At 31.7% G+C, this 16,656-nt stretch carries 11 protein-coding genes; 2 read left to right on the top strand and 9 right to left on the bottom strand.

The window, feature by feature from the left end; all coding sequences use genetic code 11:
• Window positions 1–6: 6 nt before the first annotated feature.
• The 6 genes from BLV84_RS00255 to hsdR form a co-directional block, all read right to left on the bottom strand.
• Window positions 7–531: a hypothetical protein gene (locus BLV84_RS00255; protein WP_093237747.1), complete on the bottom strand. Its 525-nt coding sequence runs from the start codon at window positions 529–531 to the stop codon at window positions 7–9.
• A 452-nt stretch (window positions 532–983) separates the two neighbouring features.
• Window positions 984–3,257, bottom strand: a complete 2,274-nt coding sequence (drt3b, locus tag BLV84_RS00250; protein ID WP_093237744.1) for an antiviral reverse transcriptase Drt3b — start codon at window positions 3,255–3,257, stop codon at window positions 984–986.
• Window positions 3,254–4,720, bottom strand: coding sequence for an antiviral reverse transcriptase Drt3a (gene drt3a / locus BLV84_RS00245; protein ID WP_093237741.1), 1,467 nt, complete (start codon window positions 4,718–4,720; stop codon window positions 3,254–3,256). Before drt3a ends, drt3b begins: the two co-directional genes overlap by 4 nt.
• A gap of 8 nt (window positions 4,721–4,728) precedes the next feature.
• On the bottom strand, window positions 4,729–6,489 hold the full coding sequence (locus BLV84_RS00240; RefSeq protein ID WP_093237738.1) for a restriction endonuclease subunit S: 1,761 nt from the start codon (window positions 6,487–6,489) through the stop codon (window positions 4,729–4,731).
• A gap of 52 nt (window positions 6,490–6,541) precedes the next feature.
• Window positions 6,542–7,972: a class I SAM-dependent DNA methyltransferase gene (locus BLV84_RS00235; protein ID WP_093237735.1), complete on the bottom strand. Its 1,431-nt coding sequence runs from the start codon at window positions 7,970–7,972 to the stop codon at window positions 6,542–6,544.
• Between the two features lie 33 nt (window positions 7,973–8,005).
• Window positions 8,006–10,363: an EcoAI/FtnUII family type I restriction enzme subunit R gene (gene hsdR / locus BLV84_RS00230; protein WP_093237732.1), complete on the bottom strand. Its 2,358-nt coding sequence runs from the start codon at window positions 10,361–10,363 to the stop codon at window positions 8,006–8,008.
• A 620-nt stretch (window positions 10,364–10,983) separates the two neighbouring features.
• Here hsdR and BLV84_RS00225 point away from each other — a divergent pair.
• A complete protein-coding gene (locus BLV84_RS00225; RefSeq protein WP_093237729.1) occupies window positions 10,984–11,193 on the top strand; it encodes a hypothetical protein in 210 nt (69 codons plus the stop codon).
• Between the two features lie 68 nt (window positions 11,194–11,261).
• Complete coding sequence (locus tag BLV84_RS00220) at window positions 11,262–11,996, top strand: SOS response-associated peptidase (protein WP_093237726.1); 735 nt, start codon at window positions 11,262–11,264, stop codon at window positions 11,994–11,996.
• Between the two features lie 186 nt (window positions 11,997–12,182).
• On the opposite strand, the gene BLV84_RS00215 is transcribed toward BLV84_RS00220, so the two are convergent.
• The 3 genes from BLV84_RS00215 to BLV84_RS00205 form a co-directional block, all read right to left on the bottom strand.
• Window positions 12,183–13,496 (bottom strand): hypothetical protein, encoded by a 1,314-nt coding sequence (locus BLV84_RS00215; RefSeq protein ID WP_093237723.1) that lies wholly within the window; start codon window positions 13,494–13,496, stop codon window positions 12,183–12,185.
• A gap of 44 nt (window positions 13,497–13,540) precedes the next feature.
• Window positions 13,541–15,580, bottom strand: a complete 2,040-nt coding sequence (locus BLV84_RS00210) for a hypothetical protein (protein ID WP_093237720.1) — start codon at window positions 15,578–15,580, stop codon at window positions 13,541–13,543.
• A 64-nt stretch (window positions 15,581–15,644) separates the two neighbouring features.
• Window positions 15,645–16,535 carry a helix-turn-helix transcriptional regulator gene (locus BLV84_RS00205; protein ID WP_093237717.1) on the bottom strand — a complete coding sequence of 297 codons (891 nt, stop codon included), beginning with the start codon at window positions 16,533–16,535 and terminating at the stop codon, window positions 15,645–15,647.
• Between the last annotated feature and the right edge of the window lie 121 nt (window positions 16,536–16,656).

The raw sequence follows: 16,656 nt of genomic DNA, 5'->3' as shown, positions 1-16,656 counted from the left end.
TAATTTTTAGTACTCTAAAATAAAATCTTCATCACAGGTAATTAGTGCATCTTCTTCAATCCATCTTATTTCTTTGTCGCGAAAGGCTTGGTCTATTGCTTTTGTAAGCGCATTTGCCAATTCAAAATGTGGTTTTACGTTTAGACAATCTTGTGCTTTTTTTGCTGTTTTCAAATCTCCACTAAAAAGAAAAACAACTTTGGGATTTGCTCTCAAACAATACAGTCTTAAATTATTTGCTTTCTTTTTTCCAAACTCTATATAATAAGGTTCACGGTCTTTACCAATAGGTGGTAGAGCTGATGCATCTGCATATTGTGCTTCATTTCTAAAAAAACGTTCTTGTGCTCCATACTTTTTCCCAATTACTTGTAGCCATTTTTGCACATGATATAATTTTTTCAAATTTTCATTTGTATGTTTCTCCACAAACTCTTCGTAGAGCGTTTGTTCATCTTCTTCTAAACAAACAGAATAATAGGCAACCTGTTTGAATTTGAATAAGGGTTTTACTCGTGCAAATCTATTCACTTTTAGGTTAATTTACAAATTAATTTCACTTTTAGGTTAAATTTAGCATTACGCTAACTTTTAGCACCTTTTTATTGGTTGTGATATACGCAAAGTAATTCTCCATTTTCAATACTCGTTTGTCCAATCATAATTCAGCTGATAGACTGGAATAATAAATTGCAATTTTTTGTGCTTTTAAAAAGTCGTTGATGGAGAGTTGGGTTGAAATCATGGTTTTTTAAAGCTAATTAAATAAAAAATTACTATAAATCAGTATCTTAAGTATTTTTCCAAATTCTAATTAAATAAGATTAAATTTTACTTAAACTAAAAAAGGCAGAGACTCTACCTCCGCCTTTCAAAACCTTTAAAAGGTTTTAAGGGCTTGTGTGTGATAGTTACCAAAATAAACTATAAATTATGGCTTTTAAGAGTGTACTCAATTTCTTGAATACGTTGCCCAAATATTTTTAATAAACACTATGACCGCGTTTAGTGTTTAGTTCTTTTCCTAAATCATTTTCTCTCCAACTGTAAAACCAATCAGAAGCATAGTTTTCAATTTTTTCAATTATACTGTTTTTATCTACAATACTCGTATTTATATCGAAAAACTTTATTTTGTCTAAAATTTTTCGCCTAAAATCCTGAATTTCTGCATCACTACTTCCTACGTATGGACAAGTAAGTACATCTATTAATAAGAAAATATCCTCAGCATTATTCTTTTCAAAGTTATTAAATTTTTCAATAATAATATTCTGTATATCTTTTCTTATTTCTTTATATATTTGATTAGAGTCTTCGTTAATATAGTTCAATAATGAAATTATTGTAAAGTAGTTCAAACTAGTATTAATGGCTTTGTTGCCATTGCTGTCTTTTTGGTAAATTCTGAAATGTTTATTGATTAATTCTTCTTGAAATCGATAATTTTCTCCTAATTCATTAATGATTGGTAATAAATACAACGTTTCAATTTCAGCATATTCAGATGAAATACTTTTTTTAAACACTAATGAAATACCATCATAAATTCTTTTAAAAATTTGATGTTTCTTATCGAAATCAAATGCTATATATTTTAATTCATCTTCTTCTGCACTTTGGACATTTACCATATAACTTTGTTTTGTCCGTTCTTGATTTTTAATAAAGTCAATAATTCTAAATAATATGTGGCAGACTTTTATTGAATAGGTTACCCTTGGTAAAACGGAATAAATAAAAAATGTTAATTCAATTATTTCATTAATGTTTTTGAATAATTGATTACTGTATGATTTTAACTCTTTCTCTTGTTTTTTTATTTCTTCAAGAATTTCATCTAAATTTTCCTTCGCATCATTTAATTTGGCTTCTAAATCACGCTTTTGAACATAGAAGTGAAGCAGGGATTCTTGTTCATCCTGTATCTTTTTTATTAAACCTTTTAGCTTGTTGAAAATAATTGCCAAGAAGTAATTTTGTAGGTCTTTGTAATTTGTCTCTGTTTTCGCCAAAATAGCTTTGTAGTTGGTAATAATATCTTTGGCTGTATAATGTTTTAAACTGATTTGTTTTTTTACATCTGAATCATAAAATTGAAAAATCATTGAATGTTCAATCAATTTTCTTATTTCTTCTTTTGCAATTGTAATACCTGTTATAATAGGTTTAGAAATAACATCAGTTTTTGAATCATTAAAAAACAGGTTGTACTCTTGTAACTTGATTTTGTATAAGCTCAAAATCTCTGAACTAATTTTATCATCATTGTAAAAAACGAAAAAATCATCTACGTATCTGTATACATCATAATCATCTTTGTATTTATAACCTTTTTTATACAGTTCTTTTTCAACATTTTTATCTATTCTTTGTAAAATTAGTTCAGCAAAAATTCTTGAAAACTCTGGTCCAATTACAATACCGTTTGTTTCATTATAGTTCATTTGTTGCATTGCTCTATCAAACTTACCTCCAAATGTAGCATTATTTGTTCCTATATTATCTTTCACAATTTTCTTGTTGGTTAATGCCCAAGAAAGGGTATGTGTGTAGATACTGTCAAAGCATCTAGAAACATCAAATTTCAATAAATTATCAAAACGTTTCTCAGCTCTTTGATATTCGTATGATTCATAAAACTCATAAATATTACTATACTTCTGATAAGAAAAGAATGTTTTTAAACTTGTATATTCTTTATCCGTCGTTTCAATTATTTCTATATCTTGATTCTTAGATTTTTTCTTTTTATTGGTATTGTCTTTATAGTATTTTAATGATGAAACTTTATTGGGTTTTCTTAATGAAAATCTGCTTAATTTTGTATTGTATAGAATTGTATTTTTATACTTATCATAAAACCCGACTAAATAAAGTTGATTAATTGGGTGGATGACGGTCAATTCTCTGTAGTCTTTATTTTTATGTGTTATTTTAAATTTAAAAGGGATTGTAAGAAAAATCTTTGGAAACATTTTCTCACTAAATCTAAAATAATCAAAGCTCGTATCACTAACAAAACTCGTACTTTTACTAATACCAAAAAGAGTTTGTATTAACATCTTTAGTACTCCAGAATTGTCTTTTTTAAATTGAATTGTCCTTTTATCTTCATTAATAGTAACCTTGTTTTTGACCAAAAAATTATAAAAATGTCTATTTGAAAAAAATGGTGGCACTTCATAAGGTAATATGTCTGACAGCACAACTCTTTCTTTCTTGTATCCTATATTATGTCCTGTTTTCCTTCTCATCTTTTCCAAATTGAATTAATTTCCGTAATCCCATATTGTAATATCCCAGCATTATTTTGGTTATTTACATCATTACGTTTTCTATTATGGCTCTTATATTTTTTATTTATTAAAGGTAATATTTGAAACTTTTTCTTCTTAAATCCTTCAGTAAAAGAATATTTAAGCATTATTTGCTTTTCATCAGTTGTTAGTCCAGCTCTACTTATATACCATTTGAGTCTTTTTTGTAATCTTTCTAGAGACACATCATTATTCAAAAATGGATTTGAAAAATAAATACCAACAAAAACTTTATCCTTGTTGTTTCTCAATTTTGTATTTGAAGTGAGATAATTGATTCGAGCAGATAATAATTTAAAAGCATCCTTTCTATTGTGTTTTCTTTTCTTTTCGAAATGCTGAAATGATAACTTTATTTTATTGAAATATTTATTGATTTTATTATCAGAAAGTCTTGTGCATAAATTATACTTTTTTCCATTTTTAATACTACCTATTTCATAGCCCAAATAATTAATTGTTTTTGGTTTAAAATTTCTTGTGCTATCTTCAAATCTTATAAATTTAAGACCCTGTAAAAGATTATATTCTTTTGTTTTACTAACATTCAAAGTAAGTCCTTTGCTTGTAATTAAATGCTCTAGCTTTGTTTTATAATCTTTTAGTTGAACGGGTTCAATATTTTTAGATTTAGGAATGAAAATAGCGACTATATCATCTACATATCTAGCATAGTACACTAAATCATCAAGTTCCTTAATTTTGTTATCAATGCTTCTCATAAAAAGTTCAGATAAATAGGCACTAATGCCAATACCTCTAGGAACACCTTTAGCTGTTTCTGGATTTATTTGTCCAGTTAAATGATTATAACTTGTAAAAATTTGATGGATAAATTTTTTTGTTTTTATACTCAGCAAGTAGTCATTGTCTATTTTGTCCAATAATTTCTTTTGATGAATAGATTCGTAAAAACTTTTAATATCTGTACGAATAACATATTTTGGAAAGTTGTCTTCTAATAAGTTTATTAATTGACTTAAAATGGCGTATCTTGAAGATTGTTTTACATTATATGTTTTGTTTATATTGTCTTGAATTTTTTTCGAAATAAAAAAATTCTGAATATTTTTTTCAAACACGTAACTCTGTCCACCATAATTCCCCCCTAATTTTAAGTTAATAATATGCGAATTAATTTCATCTGCAATTTTATCTAAAACATCCGAAACAAGTGTATCTCTTTCTTTTTTTAATTTTTTCTTTTCAGCATAAAGCAACTTTTTTGCGTCAAAATCTTTTTCATGTTGTATTTGTTTCCTAATGTTTTTTAATTCCCCAACTCTAGCTATAGAATCTGCAAAGTCGTCTTTGTATCTTTCTTCAATATTAGTTCCTTTTCGATTTTCTTTATCGAAAATTTCTTGAAATGATTTAGATGAAAATGATTGGTCTAACATTTATTATTTTATTTGATATTTCTTTTATACTCATCCCCACTTTCAGCTACCATCCCCAACTCTTCATCAGCAGAAGCATCACCCTCCATCTCCACCAAACAACTCGCCATCAAGTCTTCAAGTAAGCTGTCCCTTTGCTCTATGTCGCGCTCTAAGCCATCACAATACGCCATCAACTCATCCACAATCTTGACAATGGCTTTTTGTTCTTCTAGGGGTGGAAGGGGAATAAATATACTTTTTATATTTTTTTGAGAAATATTTACTTGACTAGAAGCCATTCCAATCATTTTATTTAATAATAATCTCCTTATTTTTTGACTGTTTAATGCTGTAACAACAAAATCAGGGTCTAAAGTGTTTTCTATATATTTTAGCCGAATTGTTTTATCAGAAAGTATTAGATTGTAATTTATCTTATCGACTTTACAAGCTATACCTGTTCTGTTAATAGGGCCAGCTCTTGTTATAAGTATATCACCTGATTTTACTATTTGCTGTTTATTAATTTTAAAACTTGCCGGAAGGACTTTATTTTTATTTTCATCAAATCTGTTTTTTTGTATTGAAGTGGTAGTAAGAACACCCCATTCTTTACCACTAACCTGTCTTTTTTCACAGTTTGGACTTTTGCCTGCATCGGAGTAGAGTAAAAGTTCCATCAACCTACACCAAACCCACCCTTCAGGCAACTCAAAAGGCTTTTCGTCTTCGGTAATTTTTGGCAAGGGCTTTTCTTTCTTAATTTTCTTCTCATCAATGAGTCGCTTCTTTTCTGCGGTGATGCGTTTTAGGAGTTCGCTGGCAGATTCGATGCCCCCTGCGCCCCCAAAGGGGGATATTTTGTTTTTCTTACGCCAATTGGCGGTAAGCTTTCCTTGAACGGCTAATTGCAAAATGCTTTCGCGTAAACTTTTAATGTTGGCTTTTTCATTGAAAAAAGTGGCAAAATGGGTTTGTAAGTCTTGCCAAGTTTTGGCGACATTGGTGGTCTGACTTAATTTTTGCAATGCAGAAGTGACATAATCTTGTTTAAGTTGGATGCGCTCCTGTGTTTTTTGCTCCAATTGTTCGACTTCGGCAAATAATTCTTCCACGATGGCGACAATGGCTTTTTGTTCTTGGATTGGTGGTAATGGTAATAATAATTCTCTTGCATTTGTTGCTGTTACCTGTGGCTGTGCACTACCTGAAACTATATGATTTTTTGATGTACCCATTATAGTATAATAATAGTAATGTAAATCAGTCAACTCTGGAGAATAGAAGTCACAGACTAGAGAGTTACTTGTAATAAAACACCTTTGTGGTGAAATATTTGGTTTACCACTATATGCTCCCCTGCAAGATATAAGTAGTTTTTTAGATTCATAGTGGTATTCACTATATTTGCCAATTATTCCATTTGCACCGAAAACATCATATCCTTCGTCTGTAAGTTGTTTTTTTGAAAGTCCTTTGCCATAAGGTAAGCTAGCTAAGTTTTTTAACTTACATTTTATCCAACTTTTGGGTAGAAAATCATATGTTTTATTTTTAATATTATTATAACTACCAAAATCCTTTATTTTACCATCTGTAACTAATTTCTTTCTTTCAGTTTCAATTTTCCTAATAAGTTCGTCACCACTTTCCACGTCAGGATGTTCCGCACGCCAGTTTTCGGTTAGTTTGCCTTGTATAGCTAATTGTAAAATCAAGCCTTTTAAAGCTTTGGCGTTTTTGGGGTGAAGGGTTAGGTTGTTAAAATGTTGTATTAGGTGTTTCATAGGTTATGTTCCTGTTGAGATGTCTCGACTACGCTCGACATGTCAAGTTGGATTAATTTAAAGCTTCAGTTAAAACCTTGACAATTTTAGACTGTAGGTCTGTGATTTGTGTTTCGGTTTGTTGGTATTTGGTTAAGATTTCTTCTGGGCTGGCTAAGTTTTGTTCTACCTGAAATGGGTTTTTAATGTCTAGGTTATAGTTTCGTTTTTTAATTTCTTCAATATCCACTTTCCAGGCTTGTGGCGATTCTTTTCGGTTTTTCCACCATTTTTTCTCCGCATCAAATTCCTTGATATTAATCGGCTTGGTTTTGTTGTAGCTTTTTACCCCTTTAGGGTAGGGATGTTCGTAATACCAAATTTCTTTGGTCGGACTTCCTTTTTCAAAAAACAGTAAGTTGGTTTTTATGCCGGTGTAAGGATTAAACACGCCGTTGGGTAAACGAACAATGGTGTGCAGGTTGCATTTTTCTAATAATTCTTCTTTGATACGGGTTTTTACACCTTCGCCAAAAAGCGTTCCATCGGGTAAAACCACAGCAGCTCTACCGTTTTTTTTCAGTAGTTTTATGATGAGTGCGAGAAATAAATCGGCGGTTTCTTTAGTGCGAAATTTAGCAGGAAAATTAGTTTCGGTACCATCTTCTTCCACACCACCAAAAGGCGGATTGGTCAAGATAATATCTACACGATCTTTAGCGCCCCAATCGGAGTAAGGTTTGTTCAGGTAATTTCCACGTCGTACTGCGGGTAAATCAAATCCGTGCAACATCAAATTGGTGGTACACAGCAAATGCGGTAGTGGTTTCTTTTCAATTCCCCGAACCGCTTTTTGCATGGTTTGTCGGTCGGCTTCGGTTTTTACTTGGTGGCGTAAATGTTCTATGCTACACGTCAAAAACCCACCTGTTCCACTGGCAGGATCGAGCATGGTTTCGCCTAATTGTGGGTTGATGATGTCCACCATAAATTGAGTCACCGCTCGTGGTGTATAATATTCGCCTGCGCTTCCTGCACTTTGCAGTTCTTTTAAAATGGTTTCGTAAATATCGTTAAACAAGTGGCGTTCCTTCGAGCTATTGAAGTCGATTTTATCAATTTCATTAATCACCTGACGAAAAAGTGTTCCGTTTTTCATGTAGTTGTAAGTATCATCAAATACAGAACGAATAATTTTGGCTTGTGGGCTGGTGGTAATGTCAAGTTCTTTTAGCGCAGGGAACAATTCGTTATCTACAAAATCCATGAGTTGATCACCAGTCAATCCTTCATCATCTGAAGCCCAATTTTGCCATTTCAGTTGTTCTGGAATAGGACTTTTATAATTTTCCATGACCAAGTCCCATTCATCTTCTTTATCGGCAAAAATTTTCATAAACAGCATCCATACCATTTGCGAAATACGTTGTGCATCGCCATCTACACCCGTGTCTTTTCGCATGATATCGCGTATGGCTTTTATGTTAGTTGTAATTGTACTCATTAAGTTTTGTTTTGTATAAATATGTGTAATAGACTAAGCTATTTCGTATAAATGGTTTTCAAGTTCTTTAATTGCTTTTTCAAAATCTTTTCGTTTGCCAAAAGCTTTTACCAACTCAATAGGACTGCCCATGTCCGAAAGAGGTTTTAGTTTTAACACCGAAGTTTCTTCAATAGAAGTAACACCAGATTCGATGTATTTATGTAGCACAGCTTCTAAAACCAACTTTGCTTTGCCTTCAAATTTCGAGAAGTAATCCCGTTTAATCACTTGTTCAGCTCTTTCTTTTCGGGTAAGTGGTGGTTTATCGAAAGCGATGTGACAAATTAAATCGAAAACATCTAAGTCTTTTCCAACTTCGTCTTTAAGCGCTTCTATTAAAATGCCTTGTTCAGCTAATTCTTCAATTAAGAGTTGTTTTTTGTCGGTTTTGGTCCAACGTTCCAAAAATCCGTTGATGTTTTTAAACTCCTTAACTATATTGTCTTTGGTATATTCTTTAAGCGATTCAGTAATTAGTTTACCATCTTTGCCATAGTATTGCACCCGTTCGTTAGCAACTCTTACTTGTACTTTATTAACGTAATATTTTTTGGGTTCATCATCTGTATCATAGTCAGGAAAAGGAATTTCAGGTGGTTCAGGTTCGCCATCATCAGTCGGTTCTTCACTATCAGTCTCAGGATCTGGTGGAACAGGAATTTCATCAGGTTCAGGCTCATAAATTTGAACAGGTTCACCATCAAAATCAGGATCAGCAAAATGGTTGGTGGCTTTTCTAAAATCCATAATGGTAAAAAAGACTTTACCTTCAGCTTCACGGATACGAGTACCTCGACCAATAATTTGCTTAAACTCAGTCATAGAACCAATATTCGATTCTAAGACAATGACTTTCACCATTTTGGTATCTACACCAGTTGTTAACATTTTTGAAGTCGTAGCAATAACAGGCAATTGCTCTTCAACATCCATAAAATTGTCTAATTCTTGTTTACCAACGTCATCATCTCCTGTTATTTTGACCACGTAGTTCCAATGCTTATTGACCAAGTCTGCATTTTCATTAATTAAAGCTTGTCGCATGCGGTTGGCATGATCGATATCAACACAAAACACAATAGTTTTTGCAAATCGGTCTGTCGCTTTTAAGTATTCTGTAATTTTCTTAGCAACAAGTTCAGTTCTACCATCGATGATTAAATTTCTATCGTAATCCTTTAAGTTGTATATTCGATCTTTAACTTCGTTGCCAAACTTATCGAGTAAGCCCTTTGTTGGTCGCCAACCCTCATCTATATTGGTCGCAATTCTAACAACTTTGTAAGGCGCTAAAAAACCATCATCAATACCTTGCTTTAAAGTATAAGTGTAGACAGGTTCTCCAAAATAACTAATGTTGGAAACATCTTTAGTTTCCTTTGGCGTTGCTGTTAAGCCAATTTGTGTGGCGCTTTCAAAATAATCTAAAACTTCACGCCAGGCAGAAGCTTCGGATGCACTACCACGATGACACTCGTCAATAACTACTAAATCAAAAAAGTCTTTACTAAATTCTTTGTAGGCATTTTTGGCTTCTTCATTACTGGTTAAACCTTGGTAAAGTGCAAAATATATCTGATAAGATTTATCAATCTTTCTGTTTTTAATAATATGCATGATGTCATTGCCAAAAGGGGAAAAGTCACCGTTTTTAGTTTGTGTTAGAAGTGCATTTCTATCTGCTAAAAACAAAATACGTTTCTTAATACCACTTTTCCATAGTCGCCAAATAATATTGAAAGCGGTATATGTTTTACCCGTTCCCGTTGCCATGACTAAAAGAATGCGGTTTTGATCTTTGGCAATGGCTTCAATCGTTCTATTAATAGCGTTTTGTTGGTAATACCTAGGAGACATTCCAGAATCGTCTACAAAATAATCTTGCTCAACAATTTCTTTGGCTTCATCGGTATCAATATTTTTAAATTTTAAGTCTTTTTCTCGAAGTTCACTAGGACTTGGAAATTCATCTAAAGATAAATTCTTTTCAATTTTCCCACTAGATTTGGTTTTGTCATGAAAAACAAAGCCATCTCCATTAGACGTAAATACAAAATTAATCTGAAGGATTTCTGCATATTCAAGGGCTTGTTGCATGCCATCACCAACATTATGATTGTTGTCTTTTGCTTCGATAATAGCAATAGGAACATTAGGCTTTAAGTATAATATATAGTCAGCACGTTTCTTTTTACCCCTTGTATGCAAATTTCCTTGAACAATGATTCGCCCATCAGTAAAACTGACTTCTTCACGCACTTGTTTTTGTATATCCCATCCTGACTTCTGAATTGCAGGATTGATAAATTTGGAACAGATATCTCTTTCTGAAAGGTCTTTTTTATTCATCACCAAGCAATTTAAAATTACGATTGAAGCTTATCAGTCGGTCAAAATTATATAAAAATAAAAAGTTATGATTTATCACCTTTTTACTTATTAAATGGTAATTAAAGCCCTTTTTGTTTACGAGAAGTAAGAATGGTGTTTTCACACGAGAGTTTTCATTAAAAGGCATTTATAAGGGATAAATTGGTTTAGGCTTAAAGTTAATAATTTTACTATATTCTCAACTGTATTCTTGTTAAAATTGATGATTTCTTATATAGACTTTAGCGTTAGAATTAAAGTGCAACTAAAGTTTTTGATCTTAACACTTAATTATACGCTTTCAAATAACCATAAGAATATAAACAGCACCAGTTTTAATAACAGTTGGTTGAGCCATTGCTGATTTTAAAATGGTAATTGATAAAGCCGTTGCATGACTCAAGCTGCAACTTGATTAAAGTACTTAAATTTAGTTCATACAATGCCTGTGATTCTTTGGCCTAAAAAATAATCTCACGATACACAGTAAATTAGAATCACAAAGGGATCATAAACCTTTCTTAAGATACATAAAAACAATTCTTAGCTTTAAGAGATTTAAGTATATTAATGTATTAGAAACTTTTAAATTAAATAATATGAAACTTAATACTAAGATTGAAGAAGAATTAGAAGGAAGAATTAAAGGTTTGGAAGATTTTATTGCAGAAAAAGGTGTTGGCTCGAAACAGCTAAGGAAAGCTAAAAAAGTACAGCGTGATAGTAATATAGCTTTAGTTGTAGGTGGTCTTCTCACGATTACAGGCCTTGCTATTTGGGCTTTAAACCGAAATAACGATGATTCATAGAGGATTTTAATTAATACAAATGCAAATTTATTTCAACCATCCTAATATTTGATTTTAAAATTTAGCTCATGTGTGCCCATACCTCTCAAATCGAAAAGGTAGAACAACTTGAAGAGCAATATAACGTCAAACTCAGTGATGAAAGTCAACGAGAACTTTTTGATCGGCCAAGTTATCATATCATCGGTTTTACTCATGCGCAGATGTTAATCATCCCGCAGGAAAAGCCAAGTGTTTTGGCAGCTGCTACCTGGGGCATAGCTCCAGAAACTAAAAAGGTCAGTGAGTTGAAGCAGTATTACAAAGAAGCTAGAAAATTTGGTGGTGGCATCAATGCGAGATCAGAAAAGGCCTTTGATCATTTTCTGTATAAACAATCCATATTTTCAAAACGCTGTATCATACCTGTCTCTGCCTTTTTTGAACCTCATGATCATAAAGGGAACAAATATCCCTTTGTATTTAAGCCTAGGGAGAGTGATTTTTTATCACTTGCTGGGATTTACACGCGTATAGAAAACAAAGTTACCTTCGCGATTCTCACTCAGGAGGCTTCACCTTTATTCGCCAGAATCCACAATAAGAAAAACAGACAGCCTATTATTTTTAATGAGAAACAAATCAGTCAATGGTTGAATAAGGATCTAGAAGAAAGCCAGATTCAAACTTTACTGCAAACTCATTATGATGAGAATCAACTGAAGCATTATCCAGTTAGTAGTGATTTATTCAGTCCAAAAGTCAATTCCGATGTGGAAACCATTTTGGATAAGATAGAGTATGAGAGTTTGGAAGGCTATTAATGTTTATCAACGGTAAATCAAAATACCGTTGCCATTGCCGTTGCTAATTTTGTGATTGAGATTTTAAAAGCAGTTGCTCAGCTATTGGTTTTCTATTTAAAGTCACAGGAAAGCTCTAGAAAAAATCATCGAAAAAGCTTAGGACAATACTAGAGTATATGTGTTAGATTGGTGCATTCCGTTTCTTTAATCTCTCATTAATAATTTGTCGTTAAAATTTTCATGTATATCTGTTATTAAATTTATCAAGTCGTTCAACTCTGTTTGTTTTTGATCTAATTCTTTTAACTTTTGAAATGGAATGACAATATGAATTTGATATCCAAATGATATATCAAATTGATTTTTTCCTGAACCAATGATGGAATTTTCCCAGTCACATTGTTTTCTCCAATCATAGTTTAGACTTTTATCCAACAATGTTGCTATTTCTTCCCATTGATTTCCTCTTTTTTTACGTCCACTATATTTACTGAAATTTTTTTTGGTGTATAAAGGTTCCTTTAAATCAGCTTCTGAAAACCATAAACCTTGAAAATATTTTTGAAAGCTCGTGAATTTAATATGATAGCTATAACTGGTTTTATATTCAGTTCCTAATATATTTAGACTACTACGGAATTTCGGGTTGTTTTCAAAAAGACTGTAACCTTGTCTTTTAGTGTTTCCTGGATATACACTGACATGTAAATCTCCTTTTTTATTAATATTAAAAAGAATTTCTTTTGCCCAAGGTTTATAAAGCTCAAGACCTATTCTGTCATTATAATTTAATTTACTTTTTCCTGTAGTTTTAGCGACTTCTTCAATGGCTGATTCAAGTCTTCTAGAGATTGCACGAGTATTTGTTTGTTGCAATGCTGAAATAGAAGGTTCTGGCAACCATCTAAAATTATGTTGTTTTACTAAAGAAATAAAATCAGATAAAAATCGATTTTGGTTATTCATAGTTTTTTCAAAACTTGATACCTTGACAGCAATCGCCATAATTCTTCGCCAGTTAAAATCGAAAGCTGTTATTTTATCGCCATAATTTTCTTTGTTGAAATCTTGCGTTTCGTTTTCTGTTTTTGTGATATTTAAAATTTGATTGTAGAGTTGAGCCGTACAATTAACCTTATCTCTTTTGGCCTCAAAAACAAGAATGATGTTATTAATATGAATAACTAAATCGCATATTGGGTCATAATTTTTATTATAGCTCTGTGCCCAAAAATTTGCTATTTCAGATTCACTCAATGATATTGCAAAAATACGGTCGAAGTCAGATATTTGACTTGCTTTTTTTTGAATATCAATATTGACATGAGTTTCACTCTCTAATGATTCAAAAAGATGATTATATAGATTTGTGCCTTTTAAAATCTCTCTAAAAACCTCGTGAAAAAACAGAGAATCCTCTTGTAGTGTGATCGCTAAAGCTCTCGTTAAATCATTTTCTAATTGGTAAGTTCGGTTTGTATTCGTGTAAGACTTGAATATGTTTAAATGACTGTTCATTGTTTTTTATTTATTGGATTTGAGATGAAACATGTTGTTTCTTATTAGCTAATCAGAACTTTTTTTATATTTAAAATCAATCTTTCGTCTACATCAAGAAATTCTTTAGGGATAGATCGCCAGCTTTGTTTCAAAAGCTTTAAGTGATCTTGTTTATTCTGGTTTTTCTCAATTTGGTCGAGATTGATATGGCTTCCGTAATTTTGGATAAAAGTTTTTATCTTTTGTTTATCAATAGTGTGGTTATCGCTTAAATACTTGGATAACTTTAGCAACAAGACTTTCTCTTGTGTTAAGCAATTTTTTGCTATTTTTTCAGCTTCTCTAATCAAAGTTTCAGCTTCTATTTGGAGGTCAGGCACAGCTTCAGATAGTTGATACTTATTCCGTGGGCTTTTTATTCCATAAAAACCAGTTTTACTGCCAAACCCATTTTCATATAAAGATTTTAAAACTAATCCTGTTGCTTTTTTTAAGTCTGAACTTGAGCCTAAACTAATTAAATCTTCACCAAAAATGAGACGTTCAGCTTCTAGTCCACCAAGGCATCTAGCAGCAATATTTATCAAATCATCTTTTGTGATCAGTTCTAACTTTTCAAGATCGTAGCTGAAACCATCTTGATATTGATCTGCTGTCGTTGAGTTAAGTTGAGCGGGTATTTTATTAAGTAAAGCTATACTGGTCACAGCATGTCCAGCTTCATGTACAGCTGTAACGGCTTGTTTATTTATATCGGTTCCCTCTCTTAAATCATCAAGATCTGCTTGAACCGATAGAGTCGCTTGTTTCAATAAACTTTCTGAATTATAATAATCGACAATATAATAACCAGACTTATAGCTTATTTTGATCTGATCTGCAGTAACTTCTAAATCATGTTGATCACTTAGAATTTGACCAATATTAGCATCGATATTAGTTTTTAAACTGCTTAGCAATGGTCGAACCCCTTGTGTAGGATAAACTCCGTTGTTATAGAGCATATCATGAACTGAATTATCAAATACAAAGTTGATCTGATACAATTCTCTAAACTTATAACTAATCTGGTCAAGATGTCTTGATATAATGGCTTGGTAAGCAGATTTATTCAATGCAGGATACATAATATGATTATTACCGAGTCTGGCAATTTGTTCATTTCTGAAGCGTTGTTTTAAGGCATCTTTAATCTGAGTGATATTAATACGAGTTGAAAGTTGATAGAAAGCATCTGCATTGATATCAGGATTAAAATCCTTGCTCATTTGATATGCTTCGTCAAGGTTACCGATTACAAAAACCAAAGACTTACTCATATCACCTTTTTCAGCATTACGTTTTCGTTTTGAGGCTCTATAAATTAAATTAAGTAATTCTTTTTCATTAGAATTGTAATAATATTTTTCAAAATCAAGAATGTTATCGAACTGATCCTTAAACAATTTAAATAGATCATGTCTCTGGTCCCTCAATAAATATTCAACAGAATTTTCATTTTTCTTTTGATAGCGTTTTTTAAGATAAATTTTAAGATGTTCTGGTTGATCTTCGAAAAAAATCCGACCATCCCTAAGTTTAAATCCGTTAGATATCCATACTTTTAAATTGTTGTATTGTAACAAATAATCATTTTTATCATAATATGGTGATATATGTTCAAATTCTCCAGTATCCAAGAAGTCCCATAAGTTGAAATCAAGATCGTTTTTAATTTCACTGCCTGCCTGGTCAATTGTTCTAAGGTGTTGAAACTCATCTAAGCAAATAATATAATCATCACCTTCATAAACATCGACTGCATTAGTCAACGCAGTATCAATATCCTTATTTTTAATATTGTCCATTTCAAACCTGAAGAAAGCTTGGTCCTTGTCTAATAAATGAACTATTTTTTTAACGAGTGATGTTTTCCCAGTGCCAGTTAATCCCCATAAATTAATTATCAAAGGATGCGTCTGTGCTTCGTTAAATAAATACCAAGGTCCAATAGTATTGATTAGCTGATTTATAATATCGTCAAGACCATAAAACTCTTGTTTTAATTGGGTTTCAATATCTCTGAGATTGTTTTGTTTAATTCTGAGTTCTTTTAAATTCATCGTATCTTTTTTATTTGATACAAAGAACAAACATCACTCTATCAAATGATGATAGAGCTAATATTTAATATGCATTAAATGCTTTTTCCAATTCAGATTTAATTTGTTCAGCTAGAATAGTAGGCTTTAAAACCTTAGCCAAAGTGCCATATTTCAGAATGTGCTGACGTAATTCAAAATTAATGACAAGGTAATATTCATATACTACAGTATGCTGATCATCCTTTATTAATTTTTGACTGTGATGAAGTGGGAGGTTATCCAGATAGCCTTTCTGCGATCTGTCAAAAGCTATGCTGATCAGTTCTCTTTTATTTTGGAAATGAGAAACTCCAATACACGACTTAAAGTTCTCTTTATAGTTTATGGATTTAGGAGTGAATTTTTTCTGTAAGACTTCAAGTTTTTCAATACGGTCTATTCCCAAAGATATCGTATTCCCTTTTAGAGTATTTGCAATAACATACCATCTGCTTTGGTATTGTTTTAAAAGGTAAGGGTGTAGTGTAAATTCTTTAGCATCTTCATTGTCAAATTTTCGATGTAATATTTGAATGACTTGATGATGACGAGTTGCCATGAATAATCGATCTAAATATTCAATCCCATTTAATTGATATTCGTTTTCAAAGTCCACGTAAGCAAGTGAAGACTTACCTTGAGACAAGCTTTTATTAAGCGTAGTTGATAGCTGGTTAAATTGCAAAAATTGAATAACTTGTGAAGCTATCTCATGGTCATAAGTCTCTATAGAATATGTTTTGTTTGAATGATTATAGAACAGCTCAATCCCAAAATCTTCTTTTAGTGTTTTCTTATCCCGTTCAAAAGTAGCAATTTCGATATCTAGGCTGTGTTCAGAAAAGAGTTTCATAAGTTCTTTTCCTGTGCTAGGTCTTCGCCTGAGTTGATTTACAAGAATGTATAAACGTCTGAGTTTATTGTTGATATTCATAACAACTAAAATTAATCCTTAATCTACCTTTATTTGATAGAGCAATATATTATTATTGATTAAATATTTTTATTAAAATATAAACTCATTAATTAATTTACCTAAATTTGAAGTATTAAAC

The sequence above is a fragment of the Psychroflexus halocasei genome (assembly GCF_900107595.1).
In the GTDB taxonomy this organism is placed as follows: domain Bacteria; phylum Bacteroidota; class Bacteroidia; order Flavobacteriales; family Flavobacteriaceae; genus Psychroflexus; species Psychroflexus halocasei.
The sequence above is the reverse complement of the archived record's forward strand: the minus strand, read 5'-3'. Positions and strand labels throughout refer to the sequence as shown.